The sequence below is a fragment of the Bacillus sp. FSL R5-0659 genome, assembly GCF_038008785.1.
GTDB lineage: Bacteria > Bacillota > Bacilli > Bacillales > Bacillaceae > Bacillus > Bacillus safensis.
Window position 1 is genome coordinate 756,500 of the sequence record NZ_JBBOZU010000001.1, and the last position, 24,906, is coordinate 781,405.

19 protein-coding genes are annotated in these 24,906 nt (G+C 41.8%); 12 read left to right on the forward strand and 7 right to left on the reverse strand.

The window, feature by feature from the left end; genetic code table 11:
* Positions 1–92 precede the first annotated feature (92 nt).
* Positions 93–1,460: an N-acetylglucosamine-specific PTS transporter subunit IIBC gene (gene nagE, locus NSQ72_RS03705; RefSeq protein ID WP_341083314.1), complete on the forward strand. Its 1,368-nt coding sequence runs from the start codon at positions 93–95 to the stop codon at positions 1,458–1,460.
* Between the two features lie 18 nt (positions 1,461–1,478).
* Here the strand turns inward: nagE and NSQ72_RS03710 are convergent, their stop codons facing one another.
* Together NSQ72_RS03710 and NSQ72_RS03715 are read right to left on the reverse strand one after the other, a co-directional pair.
* Positions 1,479–2,237, reverse strand: coding sequence for a DUF817 domain-containing protein (locus NSQ72_RS03710; RefSeq protein ID WP_341083316.1), 759 nt, complete (start codon positions 2,235–2,237; stop codon positions 1,479–1,481).
* Between the two features lie 443 nt (positions 2,238–2,680).
* Positions 2,681–4,042, reverse strand: a complete 1,362-nt coding sequence (locus NSQ72_RS03715; protein WP_099663029.1) for a DJ-1/PfpI family protein — start codon at positions 4,040–4,042, stop codon at positions 2,681–2,683.
* 479 nt (positions 4,043–4,521) lie between these two features.
* Here NSQ72_RS03715 and NSQ72_RS03720 point away from each other — a divergent pair, with 479 nt between their 5' ends.
* On the forward strand, positions 4,522–5,025 hold the full coding sequence (locus NSQ72_RS03720) for a DoxX family protein (protein ID WP_024426621.1): 504 nt from the start codon (positions 4,522–4,524) through the stop codon (positions 5,023–5,025).
* Between the two features lie 43 nt (positions 5,026–5,068).
* Here the strand turns inward: NSQ72_RS03720 and NSQ72_RS03725 are convergent, their stop codons facing one another.
* Both NSQ72_RS03725 and NSQ72_RS03730 read right to left on the reverse strand, forming a co-directional pair.
* Positions 5,069–5,656 (reverse strand): YjgB family protein, encoded by a 588-nt coding sequence (locus NSQ72_RS03725; RefSeq protein WP_058837485.1) that lies wholly within the window; start codon positions 5,654–5,656, stop codon positions 5,069–5,071.
* Between the two features lie 98 nt (positions 5,657–5,754).
* A complete protein-coding gene (locus tag NSQ72_RS03730; RefSeq protein ID WP_126681355.1) occupies positions 5,755–7,740 on the reverse strand; it encodes an LTA synthase family protein in 1,986 nt (661 codons plus the stop codon).
* Positions 7,741–8,319: 579 nt separating this feature from the next.
* Between NSQ72_RS03730 and NSQ72_RS03735 the strand changes: the two genes are divergently transcribed.
* The 7 genes from NSQ72_RS03735 to NSQ72_RS03765 all read left to right on the forward strand — a co-directional run bounded on the left by NSQ72_RS03735 (position 8,320) and on the right by NSQ72_RS03765 (position 16,854).
* The gene (locus NSQ72_RS03735) at positions 8,320–9,978 is read left to right on the forward strand and encodes a pyridoxal phosphate-dependent decarboxylase family protein (protein WP_039177127.1); all 1,659 of its coding nucleotides are present in this window, start codon (positions 8,320–8,322) and stop codon (positions 9,976–9,978) included.
* Between the two features lie 31 nt (positions 9,979–10,009).
* The gene (locus NSQ72_RS03740) at positions 10,010–11,734 is read left to right on the forward strand and encodes a methyl-accepting chemotaxis protein (RefSeq protein WP_341083318.1); all 1,725 of its coding nucleotides are present in this window, start codon (positions 10,010–10,012) and stop codon (positions 11,732–11,734) included.
* A gap of 157 nt (positions 11,735–11,891) precedes the next feature.
* Positions 11,892–12,278, forward strand: coding sequence for a DnaJ family domain-containing protein (locus NSQ72_RS03745; protein ID WP_058837482.1), 387 nt, complete (start codon positions 11,892–11,894; stop codon positions 12,276–12,278).
* 168 nt (positions 12,279–12,446) lie between these two features.
* Positions 12,447–13,883 (forward strand): PTS system trehalose-specific EIIBC component, encoded by a 1,437-nt coding sequence (gene treP / locus NSQ72_RS03750; protein ID WP_041087235.1) that lies wholly within the window; start codon positions 12,447–12,449, stop codon positions 13,881–13,883.
* 15 nt (positions 13,884–13,898) lie between these two features.
* Positions 13,899–15,599, forward strand: coding sequence for an alpha,alpha-phosphotrehalase (treC, locus tag NSQ72_RS03755; RefSeq protein WP_341083319.1), 1,701 nt, complete (start codon positions 13,899–13,901; stop codon positions 15,597–15,599).
* A 19-nt stretch (positions 15,600–15,618) separates the two neighbouring features.
* Positions 15,619–16,347 carry a trehalose operon repressor gene (gene treR, locus NSQ72_RS03760; RefSeq protein ID WP_064497722.1) on the forward strand — a complete coding sequence of 243 codons (729 nt, stop codon included), beginning with the start codon at positions 15,619–15,621 and terminating at the stop codon, positions 16,345–16,347.
* A 72-nt stretch (positions 16,348–16,419) separates the two neighbouring features.
* Complete coding sequence (locus NSQ72_RS03765) at positions 16,420–16,854, forward strand: hypothetical protein (protein WP_064497723.1); 435 nt, start codon at positions 16,420–16,422, stop codon at positions 16,852–16,854.
* A 239-nt stretch (positions 16,855–17,093) separates the two neighbouring features.
* Here NSQ72_RS03765 and NSQ72_RS03770 read toward each other — a convergent pair whose 3' ends face one another.
* Positions 17,094–21,386 carry a multifunctional 2',3'-cyclic-nucleotide 2'-phosphodiesterase/3'-nucleotidase/5'-nucleotidase gene (locus NSQ72_RS03770; RefSeq protein WP_341083321.1) on the reverse strand — a complete coding sequence of 1,431 codons (4,293 nt, stop codon included), beginning with the start codon at positions 21,384–21,386 and terminating at the stop codon, positions 17,094–17,096.
* 254 nt (positions 21,387–21,640) lie between these two features.
* Between NSQ72_RS03770 and NSQ72_RS03775 the strand changes: the two genes are divergently transcribed.
* Entirely contained in the window at positions 21,641–22,159 is a 519-nt protein-coding gene (locus tag NSQ72_RS03775) for a type 1 glutamine amidotransferase domain-containing protein (RefSeq protein WP_024425275.1), read from the forward strand.
* 108 nt (positions 22,160–22,267) lie between these two features.
* Here the strand turns inward: NSQ72_RS03775 and NSQ72_RS03780 are convergent, their stop codons facing one another.
* Positions 22,268–22,483 carry a DUF1128 domain-containing protein gene (locus tag NSQ72_RS03780; protein WP_003214000.1) on the reverse strand — a complete coding sequence of 72 codons (216 nt, stop codon included), beginning with the start codon at positions 22,481–22,483 and terminating at the stop codon, positions 22,268–22,270.
* A gap of 77 nt (positions 22,484–22,560) precedes the next feature.
* The gene (locus NSQ72_RS03785) at positions 22,561–23,916 is read right to left on the reverse strand and encodes an alanine/glycine:cation symporter family protein (RefSeq protein ID WP_039177145.1); all 1,356 of its coding nucleotides are present in this window, start codon (positions 23,914–23,916) and stop codon (positions 22,561–22,563) included.
* Between the two features lie 173 nt (positions 23,917–24,089).
* Here NSQ72_RS03785 and NSQ72_RS03790 point away from each other — a divergent pair, with 173 nt between their 5' ends.
* On the forward strand, positions 24,090–24,560 hold the full coding sequence (locus NSQ72_RS03790; protein WP_024425850.1) for a low molecular weight protein-tyrosine-phosphatase: 471 nt from the start codon (positions 24,090–24,092) through the stop codon (positions 24,558–24,560).
* Between the two features lie 20 nt (positions 24,561–24,580).
* Positions 24,581–24,904: a YtxH domain-containing protein gene (locus tag NSQ72_RS03795; protein WP_039177147.1), complete on the forward strand. Its 324-nt coding sequence runs from the start codon at positions 24,581–24,583 to the stop codon at positions 24,902–24,904.
* The last annotated feature ends 2 nt before the right edge of the window (positions 24,905–24,906 follow it).

A 24,906-nucleotide genomic window follows, 5' to 3' on the forward strand; every position in this document is an offset into this window, starting at 1 on the left:
TTGGTATAGATAACTAGACGTGCATATGATATATTTTTTATGAACATCATGAACGATTTAGTCATGATGATGACAAAGGGGGGAGAAGTCAGATGGTGTTTCAGTTTTTTCAAAAGCTAGGAAAATCATTTATGCTTCCAATCGCTGTACTTCCAGCAGCAGGGATTATTTTGGCCATTGGGCGTGAGGATGTATTCAATATCCCGTTTATTTATGAGGCAGGGAATGCAATTTTTGCGAACTTGGCTTTAATTTTTGCAATGGGTGTAGCGATTGGTATTTCAAAGGATGGGAACGGGGCAGCGGCATTATCAGGTGCAATCTCTTATTTTATTTTGTCAGCCGGTACCACGTCGATCAACTCAACCAACAATATGGGGGTATTGGGCGGTATTTTATGCGGGCTTTTGGCAGGTTATGTTTACAATAAATTTAAGGATACGAAGCTGCCGGAATACTTAGGTTTCTTTAGCGGAAGGCGGCTTGTGCCTATTATGACCGCACTTTTCACCATTCTATTAGCAGCCGTTTTTGGATATGTATGGCCGCCGATTCAAAGTGTGATCAATGATTTAGGGGAATGGATTTTAAGTCTTGGAGCAACAGGGGCAGGGCTGTTTGGTTTCTTTAACCGGCTGCTCATTCCATTAGGACTGCACCATGTTTTGAATAACTTATTTTGGTTTCAATTCGGGGAATTCAGCGGGGCAACAGGGGATTTAGCGCGATTCTTTAAAGGAGATCCAAGCGCGGGTGTCTTTATGACAGGATTCTTCCCAGTGATGATGTTTGGTCTGCCAGCGGCATGTCTAGCCATGGTTGTGACTGCAAAACCTGAGAAGCGAAAAGCAACAGCTGGTCTGATGATTGGGATGGCACTTACATCATTTATTACAGGGATCACTGAACCAATTGAATTTTCTTTTATGTTTTTATCTCCACTTTTATATGGCGTGCATGCTATTTTAACAGGGCTTTCGCTTTTTATTGTGAACACCCTCGGGATTCATAGCGGCTTTGCCTTTTCAGCAGGTGCGATTGATTACGTCTTAAGCTTTGGCATTGCGCAAAAACCGATCATGCTTCTTGTAGTAGGAATCATTTATGGCGTTGTGTACTTTGTCGTTTTCTATTTCCTCATCAAACTATTAAAGCTGAAAACACCAGGCAGGGAAGATGATGACCTGGAAGATATCGCAGCGGATGATTCGGTGACGGCAAGAGGAGCTAGTATGCTCGTAGAGGGACTTGGCGGTAAAGACAATATCACCACGATTGATCATTGTGCCACACGTCTTCGCTTAACAGTAGAGGATACTGATTTATTAAATGAAGGTACATTGAAAAAAGCAGGTGCCAAAGGGGTACTGACTTCTGGAAAAACATCCGTACAAATTATCATTGGAACGAATGTAGAATTTGTCGCAGATGATCTCCGCAAGGAAGTCGATCGAGATTAAAAAAAGCGTTCAGCCAGGTCAAATGGGCTGAACGTTTTTTTGTTTACGCTGTTCGATCACTAGCACAATACTGATCACAACGAGTAAGAACCATGAACTAATTTTCCCTAGATGAACAATGGACCAAGCATGCTGTTGATTTGGATATTGCCACGCGCCTAAAAAGGTGGTGACATTTTCGGCAATCCAAATGAAAAAGCCAATCAGGAAAAATGAAACAACAAGCGGCATTCGAAAGGAAGATGGACCAACCTGAAACGAAACCGACGTTTTCCAAAACACAACAACAAGCAGACATGTCAGCCACCATCTGACATCATAAAGCCAGTGATGGGTAAAGAAATTGAGATAAATGCACAAACTGATACCAATTGAAAGAAATGGATGAGGCCAGTCGGTCACTTTTATATGAAGCCATGAAAATGCCTGATAAATATAACTAGCCACACTTGCATACATAAAGCCGCTATAAAGTGGAACCCCGAATATTTTTGTATAAGCTGCTTCTGGGTAGGACCAAGAGCCCATATGTACTTTATACACTTCCAAACAGATTCCTATGAGATGAAATAGACAAATGACCTTTAGCTCCGTCCAAGTCTCCAGCCGCAGCGCAAGCATTAGGATTTGAGCTGCGAGGCAAAGCAGTAGAATGAAATCATACCGGTGAAGAAAAGGAATAGACACCGTCTTTGATAGGGCAAGCGCCGCAAAGATCATGACGGGGAATAGACATGAGATGGCCTGTAAATAAGCAAAATGAAATAGTGTTTTCATACAAAATTAAACCCCTTTTTACTGTCTGAAATGACTTAGACGGTTTTCGCAAGGGAAAAGTTTACCTCTATGAAGCAGCAAAAAGAGAAATAACAAGATAAGATGAATTCTGGTGTGACCTGTTCAGTTTTGACTCATTGGAAAGTTTGAAAGGTGTTGCTTTGTAATAAAGTTTAATCATAAATACCTCATAAACCCTTATTTTGCGATAAATTAGAAGAACCCATTTTTGAAAAAAGTATGATCAAAATGGATTCTTCTCTAGCATATTTAAGTTTTGGTTTTATAAAAAAGTTTGATCATTTTTTATCAGGAATTTAATTAAATTTATAGTAATCAACCATTATGGCAACTTTCAAAGCATGATCAATCTCATTTACTCTTAATTGTAAATGGATTGTGCTTCTTCTTCCTAAACTGTGATGTTTCTTTTGCTTCCTGTTTTATGCAGGAACAGTTTTTTTCCTTAAGAAACGTCTTTCTACCAAATATACGACGAACATAGACAACAAGCCGACACCGATCGGTATGCCGAACGCTTCGTACGAAAATGGTGCTCCTTTAAGCTTAAGCTGGCTTGTGGCGCGGTACTCGAGCCGCTTGGCGGCGAATTTCGCCGTCAAGATATCTTCTTGCTTCGCCAAATCTTCAAACGCAGGCTCCATCGCGAACCGCTCTGGCGAATCACTGTGCAGGAAAAGCTGCTCAGCCTTTCCACCGTTCACGTTCCAGTTTCGGATATCGTCTGCAGCGCGCGTCTTCACGTCCGGTCCCACAAAAATCATTTTGTCGAGTTTTGGAGCATCCTCTATTTGATATCGGGCGATCAGATTCAGACCGTGCCGAGTAACAACCGGCTCGCGTTTGTTGGATATCGTCAATGTTGTTGTTGTTCCAGAAGCCCCGTACGTGTCAAAAGCCGAGGATAACATAAGCTCGTCGGCACCGTCATACAGCAGGACTCCGTTCTTTTCCTTGCTCCATTGAAACGCATTGTTCAAAATATAGACGATATCGCTCAATCCGGCCGTGAAAGGCTCCATTTGCGGATGCTGAACAAAATCGTAGGAAGGGTAATTCATTTCCTTCGCCACTTTCTCCGCTACAGGATCTCCCATTTGCTGGGATATAACATACAGTGTGGCATCAATCCCCGAAGTCAGGCCGGCGGAGGAGACTATGTTACCGTCATGCACGTAACGCTGATCCCTTTTCCAAGTAATCTCGGTATATTTCTTTTCCAATCTGCCGATATCTCCCCAATGTGTTGCTGCAGATTTCCTGTTCAGCAGGCCGGTATCCGCCAAATTTTCCGCCCCATTGCAGATGGACAACAATATCGTTTCCTTGCCGGAGTGCTTCCTTATCCAATCGCGGACGGGCTTGTATTGCGCTTCATCCAAAATCGGCATGAAAGGGATCACAATTATATCCGGGCTTTTGCCTGTCAATTTGTCCAACTCGTCGAAAGAGTAATGCGGTACGACATCAAGCCCGCCCGTCAACGATTTTATGTTTTTGTTGGGAGCTGCCGCAAATACATTGTACGAACCCGTCATGGAGAACATTTCGTATGGTACGAGAAAATCAAACACCTCGGTTACTTCATTCGCCAAAATAACGACCACTGTTGGCTTTTTCGAATCATAGGTAGGAGTTTGGATGCTTTGTAGAGAAGCAGGAACTGGCTTATCATAAACCGACATAGCCTCCTGCATCGTGCTCATGAAACCGATCGCTCCGGTTCCTCCAACAACCAGAACGAAAACGCATACATACACGATGAAACGCCATAATTTATTCAATTGTCTTCTCTCCCTTAATGTTCTCTAGTTAATTGTGACGTGTTACTTACTTTGATAATAAAGGGAGGAGGAAATTGATTAAACCCGCTCGAGGCTTATATTTTCTCTGACTAAGGTCTTAGTAAAGGACTTTTTTCTCGAACAGCAGACGAAAGCTTATTTTAAAATATTAACTGACCGGACAGGTTGTTAGAGTATTACTTCTGGTTCTTTAAAGGTACACATCACTACTAACCAATACCTCATCCCTATCGTACTTTGACACAGCAGTTGAGTTGTTTGAAAACCATGAAACGCGTCACACTCCAAAAGTTTATTTCTACAAGCTGCACACACTTTTGAGATTTGCATAAATTAGATATTCATGAACAATTTGTGAATATATATGTGAAAAAGATCACAAATAAGATATAACATAGTATAATAAGATCATAAAGAAAATGTGAAATATTTCACATAATTTAAAAGGAGGCATCATCATGTTTACAAAATTCTTACAAACGAATGTATGGGCAGCCGTTATCCTTTTGGCAGCAAGACTTTATATCGGATGGACTTGGCTGACATCTGGTATTGGAAAACTAACAGGTGGATTTGATGCATCAGGCTATTTGCAATTTGCGATATCTGAACCTGTCGTCAAAGATGGTCATCTTGTGTATCCATTCTATGTATGGTTTTTAGAAAATGTCGCTTTGCCGAATGCCGGATTATTTAGTGCCATGGTCATGTGGGGTGAAATCTTAGTAGGCCTAGGATTAATTGTCGGATTATTCACAACAACGGCAGCCTTTTTTGGAAGCGTGATGAATGTCTCTTTCTTACTAGCTGGAACCGTCTCTGTGAACCCGCTGCTTCTTCTGATCGCAGTCTTCATCATGGCAGCGAAAGGAAATGCCGGAAAACTTGGTCTTGATTATGTAGCAGGTCCAGTCCTCAAACGAAAACTGAAAAGAAAGCCGCAATTAGAAGTGGCATCATAATAAAGAAAAGCATCCAGAGCATGTGCTCAGGATGCTTTTTTATTTAAGAATTGGCTTTTATCAAGTTGATATGCAGCACGGTGAGTTCATGCTGGCTAATATCAGGATCATGTCCAACGATAAATTCGAGCTCATAATCACCGGTTCGATACACATATTTTTTCTCTTTTGTTTGCGGGATGGTGCTCACTGAATCCGCTGATCCGAGCTGTTTCTTTAGTAGAGCAGGGGTCATTCCACCAATATTCGTTTCTTTTTCTACATTCGTTCCGAAATAACGGATTTCATCAATCTTGCCTTTTGCATCATAGTGAAAAGCAAATCCAGGATTCCCCATTTCAGCGTGATAGAGATCAAAGCTGCTTTGACCTGTTTCTGGGTATGGATTTCCGAGCTTATGATGAACGTCTTTTTTTGTTTGAACGCCTATTTTGAGCCCTTTTGCATAGTAAGGCATTTGTCCTTTATGTGCCAGCTCATAAATGCTGGTAAGCGCGGCTTTTGGACCTTGAGGAACGGATTGTTCTGCTGCTGGTTTGGCCATGGCGTGTGCTGAGACAGCAGGGCTGAAACCGAATAAAGCGGACGAAGCAAGCGAGGCAGTCACAACAAAAGCTGCTGTTTTCTTCATGATAAATCCCTCCTTCTTCTCCTATACCCGGAGTAATCATGATCAAACGTAAAAAGAACCAGCTGATCAAGGATCGGCTGGTTCTTAGCATGAGAAAGTTATTTTGAAGAAGAGCTGGATTCATCTTTGGCGGAAGAGGAATCCTTTTCATCCTGTACTTTCTTTGTATAGTCATAGTCGTTGCGGTCAATCGGTGTAAAGCCTTTAGGTTTGTAGAAACGGAGTAAATCTTCGGTGACAATCTTATCAGATGTCTCCAGCATCTTTTTCACCGTTTCATTTTCTTGTGATGCCTTGTCAGTTGGCTCGATTTTCTCGCCTGTTTTGTTGCTGTAATAGTTATTGCCTACTTTCGTGTAGTCCTTAGACACGAAATCACCGTTTCTAAATGGCACAAGCTCTTTAAAGTTCTTCGATAAGATATCAGAACCAGACATTAAATAGTTCTTCGTATCATCGCCGAGCAGGTGCAGAAGGGTTGGTGCGACATCGACTTCACCAGAGTATTTATGAATCTGTCCGCCTTTTACGCCAGGTACATGGATAAAGAGCGGCACACGCATGAGCTGTGCATTTTCATAATCTCCAATTTTTTGCCCTGTCACTTTTTCCATCGCTTCATTATGGTTTTCAGAAATGCCATAATGATCTCCGTACATAATGACGACTGTGTTGTCATAGAGACCTGACTTTTTCAAATCGTTGAAGAACTGTTCAATCGCTTCATCTAAATAATGAGCCGATTGGAAGTAGTTATCGACGACAGAGTCACCGAAGTCACCAGGTTCGAAATCAGTGTCACCTTCGTCCATTCCAAATGGGAAATGGTTCGATAAGGTAATGAATTTCGAATAAAACGGCTGCTTCATGTTTTTAAGCATTGGCATCGATTCTTTGAAGAACGGTTTGTCTTTCAGTCCGTAGTTCTTCGTATCCTGCTCGTTCATATCGTAGTATTCAGAATCGTAAAATCTGTCATACCCAAAGGATTTAAACATTTCATTACGGTTCCAGAAGGTTTTCGTATTACCATGGAATTCTGCTGACGTATATTGATCCTTCTTTAAAATACCAGGAAGTGCTTGATATGTGTTTTGCGCTTTGTTAATAAAAACAGAGCCCTGTGATAATGGGAATAATCCAGTATCCATCATAAATTCAGCATCAGACGTTTTTCCCTGTCCTGTTTGATGGAAGAAGTTATCAAAGTAAAACGTTTTGTTGTCGTGTGCCAATGAGTTAAGGAACGGCGTTACTTCTTTTCCATTCACTTTATAATCAATGACAAAGTTTTGCAGAGATTCAAGAGAAATTGTAATCACGTTCATGCCTTTCGCTTTCCCGTAATAAGCCGGGTTAGGATCAGCGCTGTTCGCTTTTAAATAATTCTCTACATCTGTCACGTCATTTGAATTTGCGAGAGCACGCTGGCTGTTTGATTTCACATTTTGAATGGCATCAAACACAGTAAAGTTATAAGCACCTAAATATTTAACTAAATAATTGCGGTCGAACGATCTTGATAAAAGCTCTGGACGATCGATCTCTGCAGCAACTAAGTTTAAAACAAAGATCACAACAGAGGACACAAGGACGAGTCTAAACGATTTTGACTTTTGTACAGGTACAGTCGTGGCTGTACTTGTTTGCTGCTGCCTTTTCATGCGGACTGCAAGTACGATCAAAATGATTGTATCAATAAAGTAAAACACATCAGTCCAACGCATGAGTGAAAATGCACTATCACCTAATTGTCCGCCATTCGTTCCTGCCTGCATCACTGTAGGCAGCGTGATAAAGTCATTGAAGAATCGATAGTACACGATGTTTGCGTATAGTAAAAAAGACATGAAAAAGTGAATCACAATGATAGCGGCAGGCTGCCATTTTTTCTTGAACAATAAAGCAAAGCCAAGAAAGAACAAGCTGGAGCTAATAGGATTCACGAAAAGCAAAATATGCTGAAGCACATTTGATATACCAAGTTTAAATTCGATTAAATACGCTGAATACGTTTTGAGCCATAGTAAGATGGCTGCAATCAGAAAGAAGCCGAGACCTCTTTTTTGAATAAATGTTTTCATATAAACACTCCTTTTCTCCGATACACGGAAGAGGCGGAACGAAAGAAAACGAACCATTAGAATATACCACGAAATGCACAAATAGAAAAGTCATAACCGGTGAGGCGCCTTTGCAAGCCTGTCCGAGCAATAAAAGGAGAGAAAATGAAAATATTCGCCCATCGAAAAACTTTTTATGAAAATCGACCTATTGTTGACAGAAAATTCAGCAATTTTCCAGTTGCTATATCAATAAAACAGGTAAAAAGGCATAAGTCTAAAGAATTAATTTAATTTCTACAATGGTCATTTAGAGAGTTTTTCCATTGTTTATTAATGTTTATGCAGGTTAAGCAAAAAAAATGAACAATGGAATGGAACAAGATGATGGATAAAAATTCCTCTCATACGATATATCAATATATTTTTGTATTTCATCAACATAATGCTTTTAATGTGTTTTTTAAGGGTTTTATTTATTTTAATAAGTAAACAAATTATCTAGATATACTTAAGTGAACATATCGAGACTATAAACTTCTGAATTGGGGTCGATATAGACAGTGACAGGAAATCTTCCATTGAAAGGATTGATAGTATATGACTGTACGAGCAGAGAACCTCGTTCAGAACTGGTTTCCGAGTGAGGACGGAAATGCAGGAGAGCGTAAAGAACTCGTCAAATTGATGGAGCAGATCATTTCAGGGGTCGATGACCTGAAGGATCCCAACCGTGCACACCTTAAAGGTGAAAAGAATCGTGGGGAGGACTTTTACAAAAAGCTCACTGAAACAAGTCAAATTCCGATGAACGGCCAGCAAGCGGAACTTGTGAATGAAGAATTACTGAAGCTTTTACATAACCATCCATACCACACCAAGTATTTCTTCACGAACATTTTGCCAATGGCAAGTACACCAGGAATTTTAGGCATGCTGACAGCTATGCTGGTAAACGGAAACAACCTATGGGATGTTTACGGGCCAGCAGGTGCGGAAGCTGAGGTCAGAGTGGTCTCAATGATGTCTAAGCTCATCGGATATGATCCAAACGTGAGCGGGGGATACACAACATGGGGAGGTCAAGGAGCGATTTTTTCAGGACTTCGTTTAGCGATTGCCAAAGCAGCGCCGGAGTCACTGCGAAAAGGAGTTCCGCAAAATCTTTATGCGTTTTGTTCTGATGCCGCACATTACAGCTTATTTAAGTCAATGGAAGCAACAGGACTTGGCACAAACAACTTAATCAGAATTAAGACGAATAAAGATCATTCAATGGATATGGAAGATTTGCGTTGTCAAATGGAACGTGTTGCACAGGATGGCGGGATTCCCGTTTATATTGTGGCAACAACCGGAACAACAGATGCCATTGCAATTGATGATGTAAAAGGGGTACGTGAAACAGCAGAAGCGATTGCTGAAAAGTATGATCTGAAGGTGCCGCATATTCATGCAGATTCGGCGCTGGGTGGATTCTTTGCTTTCTTTAATGAGTATGATGTATCAGAAAACCCGCTGCAATTCTCAGACGGTGTTCTTCGTATGCTAAAAGAAATCAAAGCGAAATTCCAGCATCTTTCTCTTGCAGACTCGATGTGCTTTGATTTTCAAAAGCTCGGCCAAACACCATACACATCCAGTTTATTCTTAGTGAAAAACGCTGCTGACTTAAAGCGTTTGGATCTGGAAGAACAAGAGACGCCATATGTTGGCCATAGAGGCTACGGGGAATACCATACGGGTTATACACTTGAGTGCTCAAGAATGGGAAGCTCAATCAGCATGCTGAGTGTGCTGTTAACGTTTGGGATTGAAGGCTACCAGCGCTTGCTCGGTCAATTCTTAGAAGTAAACCTTGCCTTCAGAGAAGCACTTAGTAGGGAAATTCCGCAAGCAGAAGTCGTGAATGATGACAACGTCGGAATGGCTACATTATTTAGAATTTACCTAGACGGCTCACCGCGTTTTCAAGAAGAGATTTCTGGCGAAGCGACTTCAATGGAAATTGAGCGAAACAATGAATTGAACAAAATGCTGTTTGAAAAACTTGGAGAGAAAAGAGACGAGATGTTCTTTGGCGATACAACGAAGTTTTTACTTGTTAACTCAAAAGAAGGTCAAGAATTCTATCTAAGTGTTAGTAAGTTTTTTGTCATCTCACCTTATACGTTACCAGAGCATATCCCTCATATCGTATCTTATTTAAAAGATGTGATTGCATCTGTTTGTGGACAATTTGAAAATGTACATGCTTAAATCAAATCTGAGAGTGGAGATGTAGGAAAAAATGGCGAAACAAAGGAAATTTGGAGGATACACGATATCCTCTAAAATCATGTCAGTCGTTACCGTAACATTACTCGCAACCGTTGCATTATTCGTTCTAACATTTTATCTAGTCAGCCAGGATTTATCATCCCAGTTATTAAAGCAATTTGATTATCGATTAACAACAGATATTGATACCGCCAAAAAAGAAATCGATAACATCGATGGAAACGTGCTCAGCATTAGCGGGAAGGATGATCCCATTTATGTCGATATCAAAAAGAAATTCACAGAGCTTCAAAAAGATCATACGCTTGAGAACTTATACGTGTTATCTAATAAAGGCGGTAAAGAAAGAATTATCGTATTAACTGGGGAAGACAATGATTTTGACCAGGATTATGCATTCTCAGATGAGATGAAGCAAGCTCTCTCTGAAGATAAAATGGTCAAAAGTGATATTTACCATGATTCATATGGAACACATAAATCAGTCTTTTTGCCAATCAAAGATTCAGGCGGTGAGCTGACAGGGATTTTAGGGATTGATTTAGATGCATCAATTGTTCCAGCCACAACGAAGAAGCTGACAATCTACATTACGGTTGCATCGGCTATTGTGCTCATCGGTGGATTGCTCTTCTCCTTTATCATGGGAAGAAGAATTGCGAAACCAGCACGTTCATTGATGGATTCAGCGAACCGAATTGCTGACGGTGATTTAACTGGAATGGTAGAAGTTGAGAGTAAAGACGAGATCGGCCAGCTTGCTGCATCCTTCCAAAAGATGCAGGGGCGGATCAAAGAGCTCATTTCGAAGATCTCGCACTCATCTAGTGAAGTATCAAAAATGTCTTCACAGCTTCGCACGGTGACGAACGAATCAAGTCAAAGTGCGCAGCAAGTGTCAGAAGCCATGACGAATATGAGTGAAGGAATCAATGATTCTGTCGCAAATATTACGGATTGTACGAGATCTGTTGCAGAGATCGATACTCAAATCGAAGGTGTCACAAAAGAAGTCGATGAAATGAAATCTGTTTCATCTGACGTACAGGAGCAGTCAGAATCTGGTCAAAAACTTGTGAACCATGTGCTTGATCATCTGAACTTGTTACATGACAAGATGACCAACTCGAAGCAGGCAGCAGAAGAATTACAATCCCATTCAACGGAGATTGAAAGTGTGATCTCGATTATTACGGACATTTCAGCACAAACGAATCTTCTTGCACTGAATGCTTCCATTGAAGCGGCACGTGTTGGGGAAGAAGGAAAAGGGTTTGCTGTTGTGGCAGATGAGGTACGTAAATTAGCAGAGCAATCAGCAGATGCAGCTAAAACTGTTTCAGACCTCGTTATCGGTACACAGGAAAACAGCCAGCGTGTTCTTGAAAGCGTAGAGGAAAGCAGTAAAGCAGTGGAAGAAGGACGTGAGCAAATGGAAGGCACGTCACAAAACTTCGCTGTGATTTACGACGGCGTGTCTCAGTTTGCAAGAAGAACGAACAACTTGCTTGAATCCATCAACCAGGTAGAACGTGCATATCAAACGATTTCTACATCGATTGAACAAATTTCGGTGGTATCGGAAGAACAAGCAGCCAGCTCACAAGAAGTGGCGGCAGCAACAGAACAGCAAAGTGCTGGTATGCAGCAAATTTCAAGTGCGATTGAACAGCTCTCTGACATGTCAGACGACTTAGCACAAATGGTCTCAACTTTCAAAATCGACAAGAAATAACGAGAAAGGGCTAAAATATTTTAGCCCTTTTTCTCTTTTCAGTGAAGTAGGGATGAGCACCGAATGCGGTTTGTCTAGACGCTGAAGTTGGCTCTTGTGAGAGAGGCAGCTTTTTTGCTATGCTTAATCACATACTTGCGGTGAAAGGAGAAACGCTATGGATTTTGCGCAGAGATTATCAGAAGAACGGATCAAAAAAGCGATGGATAATGGGGCTTTTGAAGGATTATCTGGCTTTGGGAAGCCTCTGCCAAAAGATGACGCTGCTCATGTACCAGAAGAACTTAGAATGGGCTACCGCATTATGAAAAATGCCGGATTTGCTGGGGAAGAAACAGCGCTGAAAAAAGAACTTATGACTGTCAAAGAATTACTTCAATCGAGTATAGATGGAGAGGTAAGAAAGAAACTGTCTCTCATATGTGAAGAAAAACAAAAACGTCTGGATGAACTTACATCTAAGCGTCAAACTTTTGCCCGACCAGCCTCCTCCTTTTACAAAAATAAGGTCTACGAGAAATTAACGGAGCATAAAAAAAGATAATGACACGCTGCCTCTCCCTGAGCACATTGAGGGAGCTTTTTTTATGTAAGCGCTACATTTTATTGTTGACTACATGTATATACAAATATAAAATATGAAGTAAACATGTATATACAAGTTTTTTGGTTCTTTTTTCTTATATAAAAAAACGATCTCGGAGGGGATAGTATGGCTGATTATCAGGCAGCAGCAGATCAGATTGTGAAAGCCATCGGCGGCAAAGAAAATATCGATCAAGCGACACATTGTGTAACAAGGCTGCGCTTTGTGCTGAAAGATGAAGGCAAGGTGGATGAGAAAGCACTTGAACAAATTGATGAAGTGAAGGGATCTTTCTCAGCGAACGGTCAATACCAAGTTGTTATCGGCCAAGGGGTCGTCAATCGAGTATATGCCGAAATGGTCAAAAGGACGGGAATTGGGGAAGCCACAAAAGAGGACGTCAAGCGTGCCTCTGATCAAAAATTGAATCCATTGCAGCGTGCTGTGAAAACGCTTGCGGATATCTTTATACCGATTCTTCCTGCTATCGTCACAGCCGGTTTATTAATGGGGATTAATAATATTTTAACAGCTCCTGATATTTTCTTCGATCAAAAATCGATTGTGGATGTGTACCCGGCATGGGCTGATTTAGCGAATATGATCAACTTAATTGCTGGCACTGCCTTCACGTTCCTGCCAGCATTAATTGGCTGGTCAGCTGTGAAGCGGTTTGGGGGGAATCCACTTTTAGGGATGGTCCTCGGTCTGATGCTCGTACATCCAGACTTGTTAAACGCATGGGGCTATGGAGCGGCAGAGAAGACCGGTGACATTCCTGTTTGGAACTTGTTTGGACTTGAAGTGCAGAAGGTAGGCTATCAAGGACAGGTTCTTCCGATACTCGTTGCCTCCTATTTACTTGCAAAGCTCGAATTATTTATCACAAAACGGACACCTGAAAGTATTCAGCTGTTAGTGGTTGCACCGATTACGTTATTAGTCATTGGATTTTTATCATTCATCGTCATTGGACCTGTTACATTTGCAATCGGTAATGTTTTAACATCTGGACTTGTAGCGGTATTCCAGCAATTCGCAGCACTTGGCGGTCTATTATACGGCGGACTGTATGCAGCATTAGTCATTACAGGAATGCATCATACGTTCCTCGCTGTTGATATTCAATTGATTAACTCAAAGCTGCACGGCACGTTCCTATGGCCAATGCTTGCCTTATCCAACATTGCACAAGGATCAGCTGCCCTTGCGATGATGTTTGTCTTAAAAGATGAAAAGCAAAAAGGACTTTCGCTGACATCAAGTATTTCTGCTTATTTAGGAATTACTGAACCGGCCATGTTTGGGGTCAACCTGCGTTATCGATTCCCATTTATTTTTGCACTAATCAGCTCAGGACTAGCCGGTATGTTTATCGCCTCTCAAGGGGTGCTGGCAAGCTCAGTTGGTGTTGGCGGCATTCCAGGAATCTTCTCCATTATCCCGAAATATTGGGGTGCATTTGCAATCGGAATGGTGATTGTACTCATCCTCCCATTCATCGGTACTCTTTTATATGCAAAACTAAAAAAGAAGAAGGATTTTTCAGACGAACTTAACTAGTGGTGGTGAAGGAAATTGAATCAGCAAACAAATGAACCGTGGTGGAAAAAAGCGGTGGTCTATCAAATTTATCCGAAAAGCTTTTTAGATACAACAGGCTCTGGGACAGGTGATATCAATGGCGTGACGAAAAAGCTTGATTATATCAAAGAGCTTGGGGCGGATTGTATTTGGCTCACGCCAATGTATGAGTCCCCGCAGTATGACAATGGCTATGATATTAGTGATTATACAAAAATCCATGAGATGTACGGCACAATGACAGATTTTGAATGCATGCTGAAGGAAGCGCATGAAAGAGGCATACGAGTCATCATGGATCTAGCCGTGAACCATACATCCATTTTTCATGAGTGGTTTCAAGCCTCGCGTGAGTCAAAGGATAATCCTTACCGAGATTATTATATTTGGAAGGAGCCAAAAGCGGATGGATCTCCCCCGAATGATTGGCAGTCGAAATTTGGCGGTCCAGCCTGGGAACTGGACGAAGTAACAGGAGATTATTATCTTCATTTATATGATGTCACTCAGGCGGATCTCAATTGGGAGAAGGATGAGGTGCGCAGAAAAGTATATGACATCATGCACTTTTGGTTTGAAAAAGGAATTGATGGGTTCAGGCTGGATGTCATCAACAACATCTCAAAGGATCAGCGTTTCTTAGATGATGCCGGACAATCTGTGCAAGGCGACGGCCGCATGTACTATACAGACGGGCCAAGAATTCATGAATTTTTGCATGAAATGAACCAGGAGGTTTTTTCGAAATACGATAGCATGACAGTGGGAGAAATGTCTTCGACGAATATCGCAGACTGTATTCGGTATACAAGACCTGATCGGCAGGAGCTGGATATGACGTTTAACTTCCATCATTTAAAGGTGGATTATCCAAACGGTGAAAAGTGGGCGATCGCACCATTTGATTTTCAAGAATTGAAGTCGATTCTGTCTGAATGGCAGACGAAAATGCATGAGGGCGGCGGCTGGAATGCGCTGTTTTGGTGCAATCATGATCAGCCGCGTATCGTCTCAAGGTATGGTGATGATGACACGTATCATCAGCAATCAGCGAAGATGCTGGCGACCACGATTCATCTCATGCAGGGGACTCCTTATATTTATCAAGGTGAGGAAATAGGCATGAAGAATCCTCGCTTTGAGGACATTTCGTCTTACCGTGATATCGAATCACTCAATATGTACGAAGTCATGCTTGAAAAGGGGAAATCAAAGGAAGAAGCACTCGCCATTTTACAGGTCAAGTCAAGAGATAATGCGAGAACACCAATGCAGTGGACCTCAGAGAAGAATGCAGGTTTTTCAACAGGAACGCCTTGGATTGAGCCAGCCAATAACGATATTTCGGTCGAGGCTTCATTAAAAGATCGGACGTCCATTTTCTATCATTACCAAGCCCTTTGCAGACTGCGTAAAGAACTTGACGTGATCACATATGGCAGCTTCTCCTTACTCCTAGCAGAAGATCCAAAGATTTTTGCTTATGTTAGAGAAAGCAAGGATGAGAAGCTCCTCGTGATCAACCACTTTTATGCAGGGGAGACGGACTTTACGCTTCCTGATGAGCTTGTGCAGGCTGCTGATGAGATGGAGAGTCAAGTGCTGTTATCCAATTATGAGGATGTGCCGGCACATATCAAGGGATTTACGTTGCGCCCATATGAGTCAATCGTTTATCATTTAACCAAACGCTAGAAAATGGGGCGGAGGGAAAATGAAAGAGAATAAGTTTCGAGTGATTTATGATCAGCTCGCAAGACGAATTGAACAAGGTGAATGGCAGGATAAAGGCATCCTCCCATCAGAGCATGAGCTTTCGATTATGTACGACACGTCCCGGGAGACGGTGAGAAAGGCATTAAATATTCTTGTGCAAAATGGCTATATCCAAAAAATCCGCGGGAAAGGCTCTGTATTGCTGAATCGGGAGAAAATGCAGTTCCCTGTATCAGGTCTTGTCAGCTTTAAAGAGCTTTCCAAAACGCTTGGCCGAAAGACAGTTACAACGGTTCATGAATTCGGTTTAATCAAACCGGATCAGTATATTCAGTCTCAGCTGAAAATTGATGGACAGACGGACGTCTGGAAAGTCATTCGCTCTCGCAATATTAGCGGGGAAGAAGTGATTTTAGACAAGGACTACTTTTTGCAAAAGCATGTTGAAGTATTGTCTAAAGACATATGCGAAGGATCAATCTACGAGTATATTGAAGGAGTACTCGGTGTATCAATCAGCTATGCTCAAAAGGAGTTTGTGGTAGAGCCATGTACAGAAGAGGACGCCAAGTACCTTGATTTGAAAGGATTTGACCATGTCGTCGTGGTAAAGAATTATGTGTTCTTAGAGGATACGAGTCTATTTCAATACACAGAAAGCCGTCACCGATTAGACCGCTTTAGATTCGTCGATTTTGCTAGAAGAGAAAAAATGGACAGAGCATAGGCTCTGTCCTTTTCAGGTTTTGGAGAAACGGGGATATACACAACGAAAAAATTTTGATTTATAGGAGGAAAAATGATTAGACTGAATCGACCACTAAAATTACGGGATTTAGAAATTTTTAGCGTGATGAAAGATCATCGAATATTATGTTACGTCATCATTGAAGATACTCGAAAACCGTTTATGGAAGAAGATAGAAAACTAGATCCATTATGTTATATGGATGAAGAAGATATACAAGCGATTTTGAATGTGTTTCATATTTCAATTATTAATGATGAAAAGTTAAGTGAAGAGGATTTAACTCTTGTCCAATCGTATTTTGCTGAATTTGTAAATAATACGAATTTAACGAATTTTATTACGAGAGATTATGTTCAAGAGGATTTATATGCCATCGATGATGAAGATGACATCACGTTCTTCAATAGAATGCTGCGTCATATAGGATCAGATGATGTGAAACAATTTGATAAACGCAATTGGATCTATTTATCCCAAGATTGAGATGAAAAAAGGACAGAGCATAGGCTCTGTCCTTCAGCGTGTAGACAAACCCTCGCATTCGGTGTCAGGTCTGCGCTCCGGTGCTCACGAATGTCAAATTCGCTCCGCTCCAGTGCTCGTCCTTCCTAGACTGCAAAGGTTTTCTATCACGCTGAAAAGAAGACAAAGGGCTAAAATCAAGAGCATTTTAGCCCTTTGTCAACAATATGAGGACAGAGCATAGGCTCTGTCCTTTTCTTTTAGGATGATACATTTTTTCTTGTACGCTTACGCTGGTAGTAATAGAGGATACCGCCTGAGGCAAGCATGAGTACGCCAATCAATACAGCTGTATACATCATTGTTGCTGTATTCGGCAGTGTGCCGCCTGGGAGTCCGGTTCCATCTTGGTTTGGATCTGTACCTGTACCTTCGCCTGGCGCTGAAGTTCCGCCATTTCCGCCAGTTTGATCTGGCGTTGTTCCAGCTGCTCCGCTTTGGTTGAGTACGGTGTATTCGCTGAAGTGCTCAGTTTGACCTGAAACGACCCCATTTTGGAATGATCCATTACTTGTTTTGGCATAACGATTTTTCTTGCGGTCTACATAATATACACCAGGTTTCTTTGCCTTTTGAGGCTCATCTAATGTAAAGGATAGTGTAACAGGATCTTTAAAGGTAGAAACCTTTTTCTGATCTTGTTTGATTTGGAAATCATACGTATTCGTTAATGCATTTTTCACCTTATCCGTCTTTGTCATCGATATTTCTGCGTTTTTCTCGGACAAGTTAGACAGCGGTAATGCGAGTCCCACTTTGTCATGATAGATAGTGACGTTCGGATCTTGCTCTCTTTTCTTCAGCTCGGCTACCTGTGCTTTTGATAGAGACAATTGAACGTTTTTCGCTTCGCTCGCTTTGTCTAAATAGAGCAATGCTTTGTTTGTATGCTGCACATACGTTTGGAATTTCTCATCATCTTGAATGTCATAAGCGCCTTTTCCTTTCGCACGTGGAAGGAACACTTCTTTCACTCGATGATCGATGACAGGAGAAATATGCCCGCCATCTGCCTGTTCAATTTGCTCTTTGAAGATTTCATAGTCAACATAGCCTAAGTCTTCGCCGTGAGAGGCTTCTGTAAAGACGCTGTAGCCATCGCCGCCTGTCCCGACAAATGCGTTTGTTGCCACGCGGTATGTTTTCTTATCATCAATGTCTGTTAGTTTGCCGTTTTTGTCTTTCAGTTTGACATCAATGAGTCTGCTGCCAGCTGGTTTACTCAGTGTAAACGTATATTCAATGCCGGCTACATGAGGGAATGCGCCGCCGCCTTCCTCAATGCCTGAAAGCCCTTGTTCGAGCGCTTTCTTAATTTGGCTGCCTTTTAAATCCGCAACATAGAGTGTGTTTCCGAATGGCATGACCGTTAAAATATCACCTAAAGTGATATCTCCTTTTTCAATGCTGCCTCGAATACCGCCGCCGTTTGTGATAGCAAGATCAGCACCAGCAGATTCTTGTGCTTTCTTCAGCATGCCGTCAGCAATAAAGTTCCCAAGGTTCGTTTCCTTCGCACGGACGTGCTCTCGTTGTCCATCTAAGAGGACATCAGTAGAGCCGACTTTTTCCGTTTTTAAATCTTGAATATCTGCCTTGTACTGATCGAGGATCGCTTTTGCATCGGCATCTTCTTTGACAGAGTCATCGATGGTGATGAGGTCAAAAGAAGATGCCTTTGGCTGTACGACTCCTTTTTGATTAAAGACCACGTCTACTTTCCCTAAGAATTGTCCGTAGTCTTTTACTTGTGCGACAATCGTTGGTTCTTTCTTATTGACGACCTTTAATTTTTCAACAAGGGTGTGCGTGTGACCGCCAATGATTAAATCAATCCCGTCTACTTTTTGAGCAAGCTCAAGATCACGGTTATAGCCAATGTGTGTTAAAGCAATGATTTTATTGATTTTTTCTTCTGTTTGAATGGTGTTGACTGTTTCCTTTGCTTTCTTGTATGCATCCTTGAATTGAATGTTAGGGCCGCTGCTGGATGTAATGGCCGTGTCTTCAGTGGTTAAGCCGAATACCGCCACCTTTTCACCGTTTACATCAAGCAGGATGTATGGGTAAATCCCAGCTTCTTTTTTCTCACCAGCTTTAAATGTGGCTGGCTTTTTCACTAAGCCGCTCAATTGTTTTTCCTTAGAGACATCAACGTTTGATGACACAATCGGGAATGCAGGCTTTTCAAATTGGTGACGGTTTTTCGCATCTACATCTGATGCATCACCTGTCAGGAATTGACGAAGAACAGAAGGACCTTTGTCAAATTCATGATTACCAAACGTCATGGCATCATATTTCATTAAGTTCATCAGTTTGAGATCGGCAAGTCCTTGCCATTTTGTGAAATATAGGTCACCAGAGAAGACATCTCCAGCATCTAATAAAATGTTGTTCTTGCTTTCGGCTCGAACTTCTTTAATCTTTGTGGCACGCCTTGCCGCATCATCAAGGTGGGCGTGTGTATCGTTTGTATGCATCACCGTTAAATTCCAGTTGTCTGATGCAGGCGGTTCTGTTGTGCCATCCTCTTTAAAGGCTAGCTTGTACACACCAAGACCATCTGTGCTGGCGTTACGAACAAAGTCTACGCTGCTAGATTTTTCAGCAAAAGGCTTAGCTAAAAGAGAAGATTCGAATGTGACTGTTGCGCCTTTGATTGGTGCAATGGACCAGTTTTGGTCCGCACTTGGGTTGATGGTTTTTTGTTCGATAATATAATCCATCAGCACTTGGCGGTTCTCATCGGCTGAGGCAAGCACCACTTTATCTTGCGTCAGATGCGGGAAGCCACCGCCGCCAGAAGCTCGATAGTTGTTTGTCACGACTAAAAATTCTTGATTGTCAGAAACTGGTTTTCCGTTGTAGGACAGGTTTTTGATGCGGTTTGCATTCGCATTGACAAGAGTGCCTGTTGTGCTGTACTTAGCAGGTTGCGTCACATCAACTTGATAGGTGACACCATCGATCACATCAAAGTTATACGAGCGGTATTCTTCGTTTAAAATAGGCTGTTCATTTGAATCGTTTGGTTTGATCTGATTAAACTGTCCGGCAGACATCTCGAGCCAGTCTTTCACTTCACTGCCTTTCAGTTTGACAATTTGCACGGTGTTATCGTAAAGGTAGAGATCGCCGATATTTTTAATCGCTAAATCACCTTTTGCGATATTTGTATAATAATTTACACCGTTTCGGCCGCCGGCTTTAAACGGGGCGCCTGCAGATAAAATCGGTAAGTTTTTGTATGACGTATCCTTCATTTTTTCTTGTGCATACCATTTTTGTGCATCCGTCACAATTTGAATAGAAGGGTCATCCATCACTTGAGCAAAAAAGCTGTTAATGTCTGCTTCTGTTTTACCGACAGGTTTTCTTACATAATCAAGTGTGTTTTGATGCGTCGTTTGAATAGCATCTTTTACAGTGCTGTTTTGAGAGGTGACTCCTGCAACAGATTCAATCTTTCCTGTTCCATCTGTGACTTTCCAGTTGCTGCCGTCAGGCTCTAATGTTAAATCAATGACGCCGAGGTAGCTTCCCCAGTTTTTAGACATGACGACTGGAATGCCGTTGATGGTTCCTTTTGAGACATCGAATTTGTCAACGCCGCTATATTCAGCGCTTGGGAATGTGCCGTGCTGGTGGCCAGACACGATCGCATCGATGCCTTTCGTTTTCGTGGCAAGGTCAAAGATCATATTTTCTGATCCTTTAGGCGAAGCGGTTTTTTCAATTCCTGTATGGGCAAGAGCGACGATGATATCTGCTCCTTTTTCCTTCATTTCAGGAATGGTTTCATTGGCAGATTCGACGATATCCTGCACTTGAACTTGTCCATCTAAATGCTTCTTATCCCACGTCATAATTTGTGGTGGAACGAATCCTATGTAACCGACTTTCACAGTTTGTGAGGCTCCGTTTGCGTCTTTAAATGTTTTTTCTTGAATCACATAAGGCGTAAAACGGTGTTCTCCATTTAACTTTTTGACGTTCGCATTGACAATTGGGAAGTTAGCCCCGGCAATAGTACCGTCAAGAAATGATAATCCGTAGTTAAATTCATGATTGCCAAGTGTTCCTGCATCGTACTTTAGTTTGTTGAGTGTATGAATAATGGGGTGAACCTTTGTTTGATTGATGATGCTGTCTTTCTCATTTTTGTAAACGTATTCTCCAAGAGGGGTTCCTTGAATCAGGTCTCCGTTATCAACAAGGAGTGTATTTGGATTTTGTGAACGGTGCTTTTCAATTAGCTCGGCTGTTTTTGCCAAACCAAATTCATTTGTTTCTTTGTCGCTGTAATAATCATAGTTCATCATGTTCGCATGAACATCCGTTGTGGCTAAGATGCTGACTTTTACGGCATCGCCGTTTTCTATTGCTGCATGAGTAGGTACTGCTGGGAGAATGAGACTAATCATCATAATGGAAGTGAGCAGAATAGACAGGTTTTTCCTTCGTTTAGACCTATGTGTTTGCTTCTTCACCTGATCTCCGCCTTTCTAATTTTTTTGACCACAATACCTATTGTAGAAATGTTTCGTTAACTTTTGTAGTTATTTTTTGCAGATTATTGTAAAGATAACATAAATCATACGAATTACCTTGTTGAGGAAATATAAATAAGTCTAAATGCTTATTTTTATCATAAGGGGTTTTCTGATCGGGATAGGATGTTTGATTTCAATGTACCCGGGTATAGTGTGTAGTGTAAACGATAATCAAGCAGGAGGGTTTCTACATGGGTAAGAAAATTGCAGTTGTATTAACAGATTACTTTGAGGATGTTGAATTCACCGAGCCTGCAAAAGCCTTTAAAGATGCAGGCCATGAGATCACAGTAATTGAAAACGAAAAAGGTAAAACAGTGAAAGGGAAGCAAGGAGAAGCAGAAGTGAGAGTGGATGCGTCCATTGATAACGTGAAGCCTGAAGACTTCGATGCACTACTGATTCCTGGCGGTTTCTCACCAGACATTCTGCGTGCAGATGATCGCTATGTCCAATTCACAAGAGCATTTATGGACGAGAAAAAACCAGTATTTGCGATCTGTCACGGACCGCAATTGCTCATTACAGCGAAGACGCTGGAAGGCAGAGGCGCGACTGGCTATACATCCATTCAAGTAGATATGGAAAACGCAGGCGCCAAATTCAAAGATGAAGAAGTTGTTGTTTGTCAGGATCAGCTTGTGACAAGCCGTACACCTGATGACATTCCAGCATTTAACCGTGAATCATTAAAACTGCTCGCAAAATAAGCAGTTTTTGACAGGATAAATAAAGCCAGCACCTTGCGGGGTGCTGGCTTTTTCTGTGCATGGATGGAAGAAAGCGGCGTAAACCGCAATCTGGTTTCCTTTGCACGATTATTTTCTTAAGTTTTTTAGTTCGCTTGCGATGGCTTGCATTTCACTTGGGCTGAATGAAGATTTTTTCATCACCATTTGGTGTAGAAATTCAATATCTTCGTACTTGTCTGGACTGAAGTCCTCGGCTTTGATGACTCCAATGTTCAGCATATTTAACTTTTGCGAAATGTCTTCAATCAGCTGATTGACTTCAGCCGCTTTTTGCTCTGACAAGGGCGGCACGTCCTTTCCTGCATATGTGTTGAATAACATGTCTATTTTAACAGAAATGCAAAAGAATAAAAGGGCTATTAAGACGACACGGAGATGTTTTTCTCCTTTTTCTCCTGCTTGATCTTATCAATGATTCGTTTAGATTCAAACACGACAACTCCTGATAAACCGATAAGGCCGATTAAGTTCGGAACAGCCATCAGTCCGTTTAGCATATCCGCCACGCCCCAGACGAAATCATTCTTAAACACGGCACCGAAAAAGACAGCAATAACAAACACAACACGATAATACATCACATACGAATCTTTTGCCAAATATGTAAAGCATTTTTCACCGTAATAGGACCAGCCAATAATGGTGGAATAAGCGAATAAAAGTAAGCCGATTGCAACAATGATTGAGCCGATTGGTCCAAGGAAATGAGCAAAGGATAACGAGGTGAGTGCATCACTTTTTTCTGTGACGTACATATCGGCCATGACAATTGTGATCCCGGTTATGGAACAAACAATCATCGTATCAATAAATACTTGCGTCATTGACACAAGCGCTTGACGAGCAGGCATATCTGTTTTGGCAGCAGCAGCAGCGATTGGTGCAGAACCAAGACCTGCTTCATTGGAAAATACCCCTCTCGCCACACCCCAGCGGATTACGGTACCGATCGCGCCACCTGCAACGGCTTGACCTGTAAATGCATCCGTAAAAATGAGCCCGACTGCACTTGGGACAAGATCCGCATTCATGACAAGAATGATCAGCCCGCAAATGACGTAGAATAAAGCCATGACTGGTACAAAAATAGCCGTCACCCGGCCAATGCTTTTAATCCCGCCTAAAATCACGAGCGCAGTAAAGGCCGTAATAATAATGCCTGTGATCCATGTTGGAATCTGAAAGGTTGAATTCATGACACCAGAAATCGAATTTGACTGCACGAGATTCCCAATTCCAAAGGCAGCCGCAGCACCAAAAATAGCAAACAGCACCCCTAGCCATTTTTGCTTCAAGCCATGCTCCAAATAGTACATTGGCCCGCCGGACATTTCACCTTTTTCATTTTTGACACGGTATTTCACTGCGAGAACAGCTTCAGCATATTTTGTCGCCATTCCAAAGAACGCTGCAAACCACATCCAAAACACAGCGCCTGGTCCGCCGGCAATGACAGCAGAGGCGACCCCTACAATATTTCCCGTTCCAACCGTTGCAGCAAGAGCTGTCATTAATGCTTGGAAGTGAGAAATATCACCTTCTGATGTCTTGTCTTGCTTTGAAAATGCAAGCTTCAGCGAATAGGGGAGCAGCCTAATTTGAATAAAGAGTACGCGAAAGGTAAGGTAAATCCCAGTCCCCACGATCAAAAACAAAAGCGGCGGTCCCCATAATACATCATTAATATTGCTGACAATCTGTTCTACCCATCCCATATGTATCCCCCTTTATTTGTGCAATTCTCCTAAAGTGTCCCCTTTTTTTGTATAATGTGTCAATGCCGATGGGAGTTTTTCTTGCAAAGTTTTCAAAAGAAAAAGGGCTTGATATGATAGAGAAAAGGTTTTCGAAAGCAGTTTCTAGGGAAAAGATAGGAGGAGAATGAAGGATGATTCATGTATTATTCGTATGTCTTGGCAATATTTGTAGGTCACCGATGGCAGAGGCCATGTTTAGAAAACGAGTAGAAGATGAAGGACTAAGCGAGCACTTTGTCATTGATTCAGCAGGCATTGGCGGCTGGCATCAAGGCAGTCCTCCGCATGAAGGAACACGAAAGCTGCTTGATGAAAAAGGGATCAGCTATGAAGGGATGTCCGCAAGACAAATCATAGATGAGGACATCACAGCATACGACTATATCATTGCGATGGATGCTGAAAATGTAGGGGCACTTCGCAGTATAGCCGGTTATGGGAAACATCACTTTATTGGCCGTCTTCTTGACTTTGTTGAAGACGATGATCGAGATGATGTGCCAGACCCTTATTACACTGGAAACTTTGAGGAAGTACATGATTTAATTGAAACAGGAATTGATCGTTTTTTGACGTATGTAAAGAAAGAGAAACACCTTTAACTGAAAGGAGATCAGACGAGATGGAAGAGAAAAATCAAATCATGCTTCGAGGAGCTGTGATAGGAGCAGCTTGCGGCGCACTGCTGACATTATTTCATCGGCCAACGAGAATTGCGCTTAAAGACAAATGGGATGACTGTCAGGAAAAGCTGGCGGAATACCGTCAGGAGCCAGCTAGAATTTCTGCTTGCGTGAAAGAAAAAATGGAAGAAACGAAGCAGCTGATGCGAACAGTCTCAGATGATTTGTCATTTTTAAATGAACAAGTCAATCAGTTAAAGGAAACAACCCCAAAAGTATTAGAGATTATTGAAGAAACAAAGGATCACTTTCGATCGAAATAGAA

Excerpts from the sequence above, each read along its gene's own strand:
- nagE (WP_341083314.1), top strand. The coding sequence starts at position 93 with ATGGTGTTTCAGTTTTTTCAAAAGCTAGGAAAATCATTTATGCTTCCA.
- NSQ72_RS03710 (WP_341083316.1), bottom strand. The coding sequence starts at position 2,237 with ATGAAAACACTATTTCATTTTGCTTATTTACAGGCCATCTCATGTCTA.
- NSQ72_RS03720 (WP_024426621.1), top strand. The coding sequence starts at position 4,522 with ATGTTTACAAAATTCTTACAAACGAATGTATGGGCAGCCGTTATCCTT.
- NSQ72_RS03725 (WP_058837485.1), bottom strand. The coding sequence starts at position 5,656 with ATGAAGAAAACAGCAGCTTTTGTTGTGACTGCCTCGCTTGCTTCGTCC.
- NSQ72_RS03730 (WP_126681355.1), bottom strand. The coding sequence starts at position 7,740 with ATGAAAACATTTATTCAAAAAAGAGGTCTCGGCTTCTTTCTGATTGCA.
- NSQ72_RS03735 (WP_039177127.1), top strand. The coding sequence starts at position 8,320 with ATGACTGTACGAGCAGAGAACCTCGTTCAGAACTGGTTTCCGAGTGAG.
- NSQ72_RS03740 (WP_341083318.1), top strand. The coding sequence starts at position 10,010 with ATGGCGAAACAAAGGAAATTTGGAGGATACACGATATCCTCTAAAATC.
- NSQ72_RS03745 (WP_058837482.1), top strand. The coding sequence starts at position 11,892 with ATGGATTTTGCGCAGAGATTATCAGAAGAACGGATCAAAAAAGCGATG.
- treP (WP_041087235.1), top strand. The coding sequence starts at position 12,447 with ATGGCTGATTATCAGGCAGCAGCAGATCAGATTGTGAAAGCCATCGGC.
- treR (WP_064497722.1), top strand. The coding sequence starts at position 15,619 with ATGAAAGAGAATAAGTTTCGAGTGATTTATGATCAGCTCGCAAGACGA.
- NSQ72_RS03765 (WP_064497723.1), top strand. The coding sequence starts at position 16,420 with ATGATTAGACTGAATCGACCACTAAAATTACGGGATTTAGAAATTTTT.
- NSQ72_RS03775 (WP_024425275.1), top strand. The coding sequence starts at position 21,641 with ATGGGTAAGAAAATTGCAGTTGTATTAACAGATTACTTTGAGGATGTT.
- NSQ72_RS03785 (WP_039177145.1), bottom strand. The coding sequence starts at position 23,916 with ATGGGATGGGTAGAACAGATTGTCAGCAATATTAATGATGTATTATGG.
- NSQ72_RS03790 (WP_024425850.1), top strand. The coding sequence starts at position 24,090 with ATGATTCATGTATTATTCGTATGTCTTGGCAATATTTGTAGGTCACCG.
- NSQ72_RS03795 (WP_039177147.1), top strand. The coding sequence starts at position 24,581 with ATGGAAGAGAAAAATCAAATCATGCTTCGAGGAGCTGTGATAGGAGCA.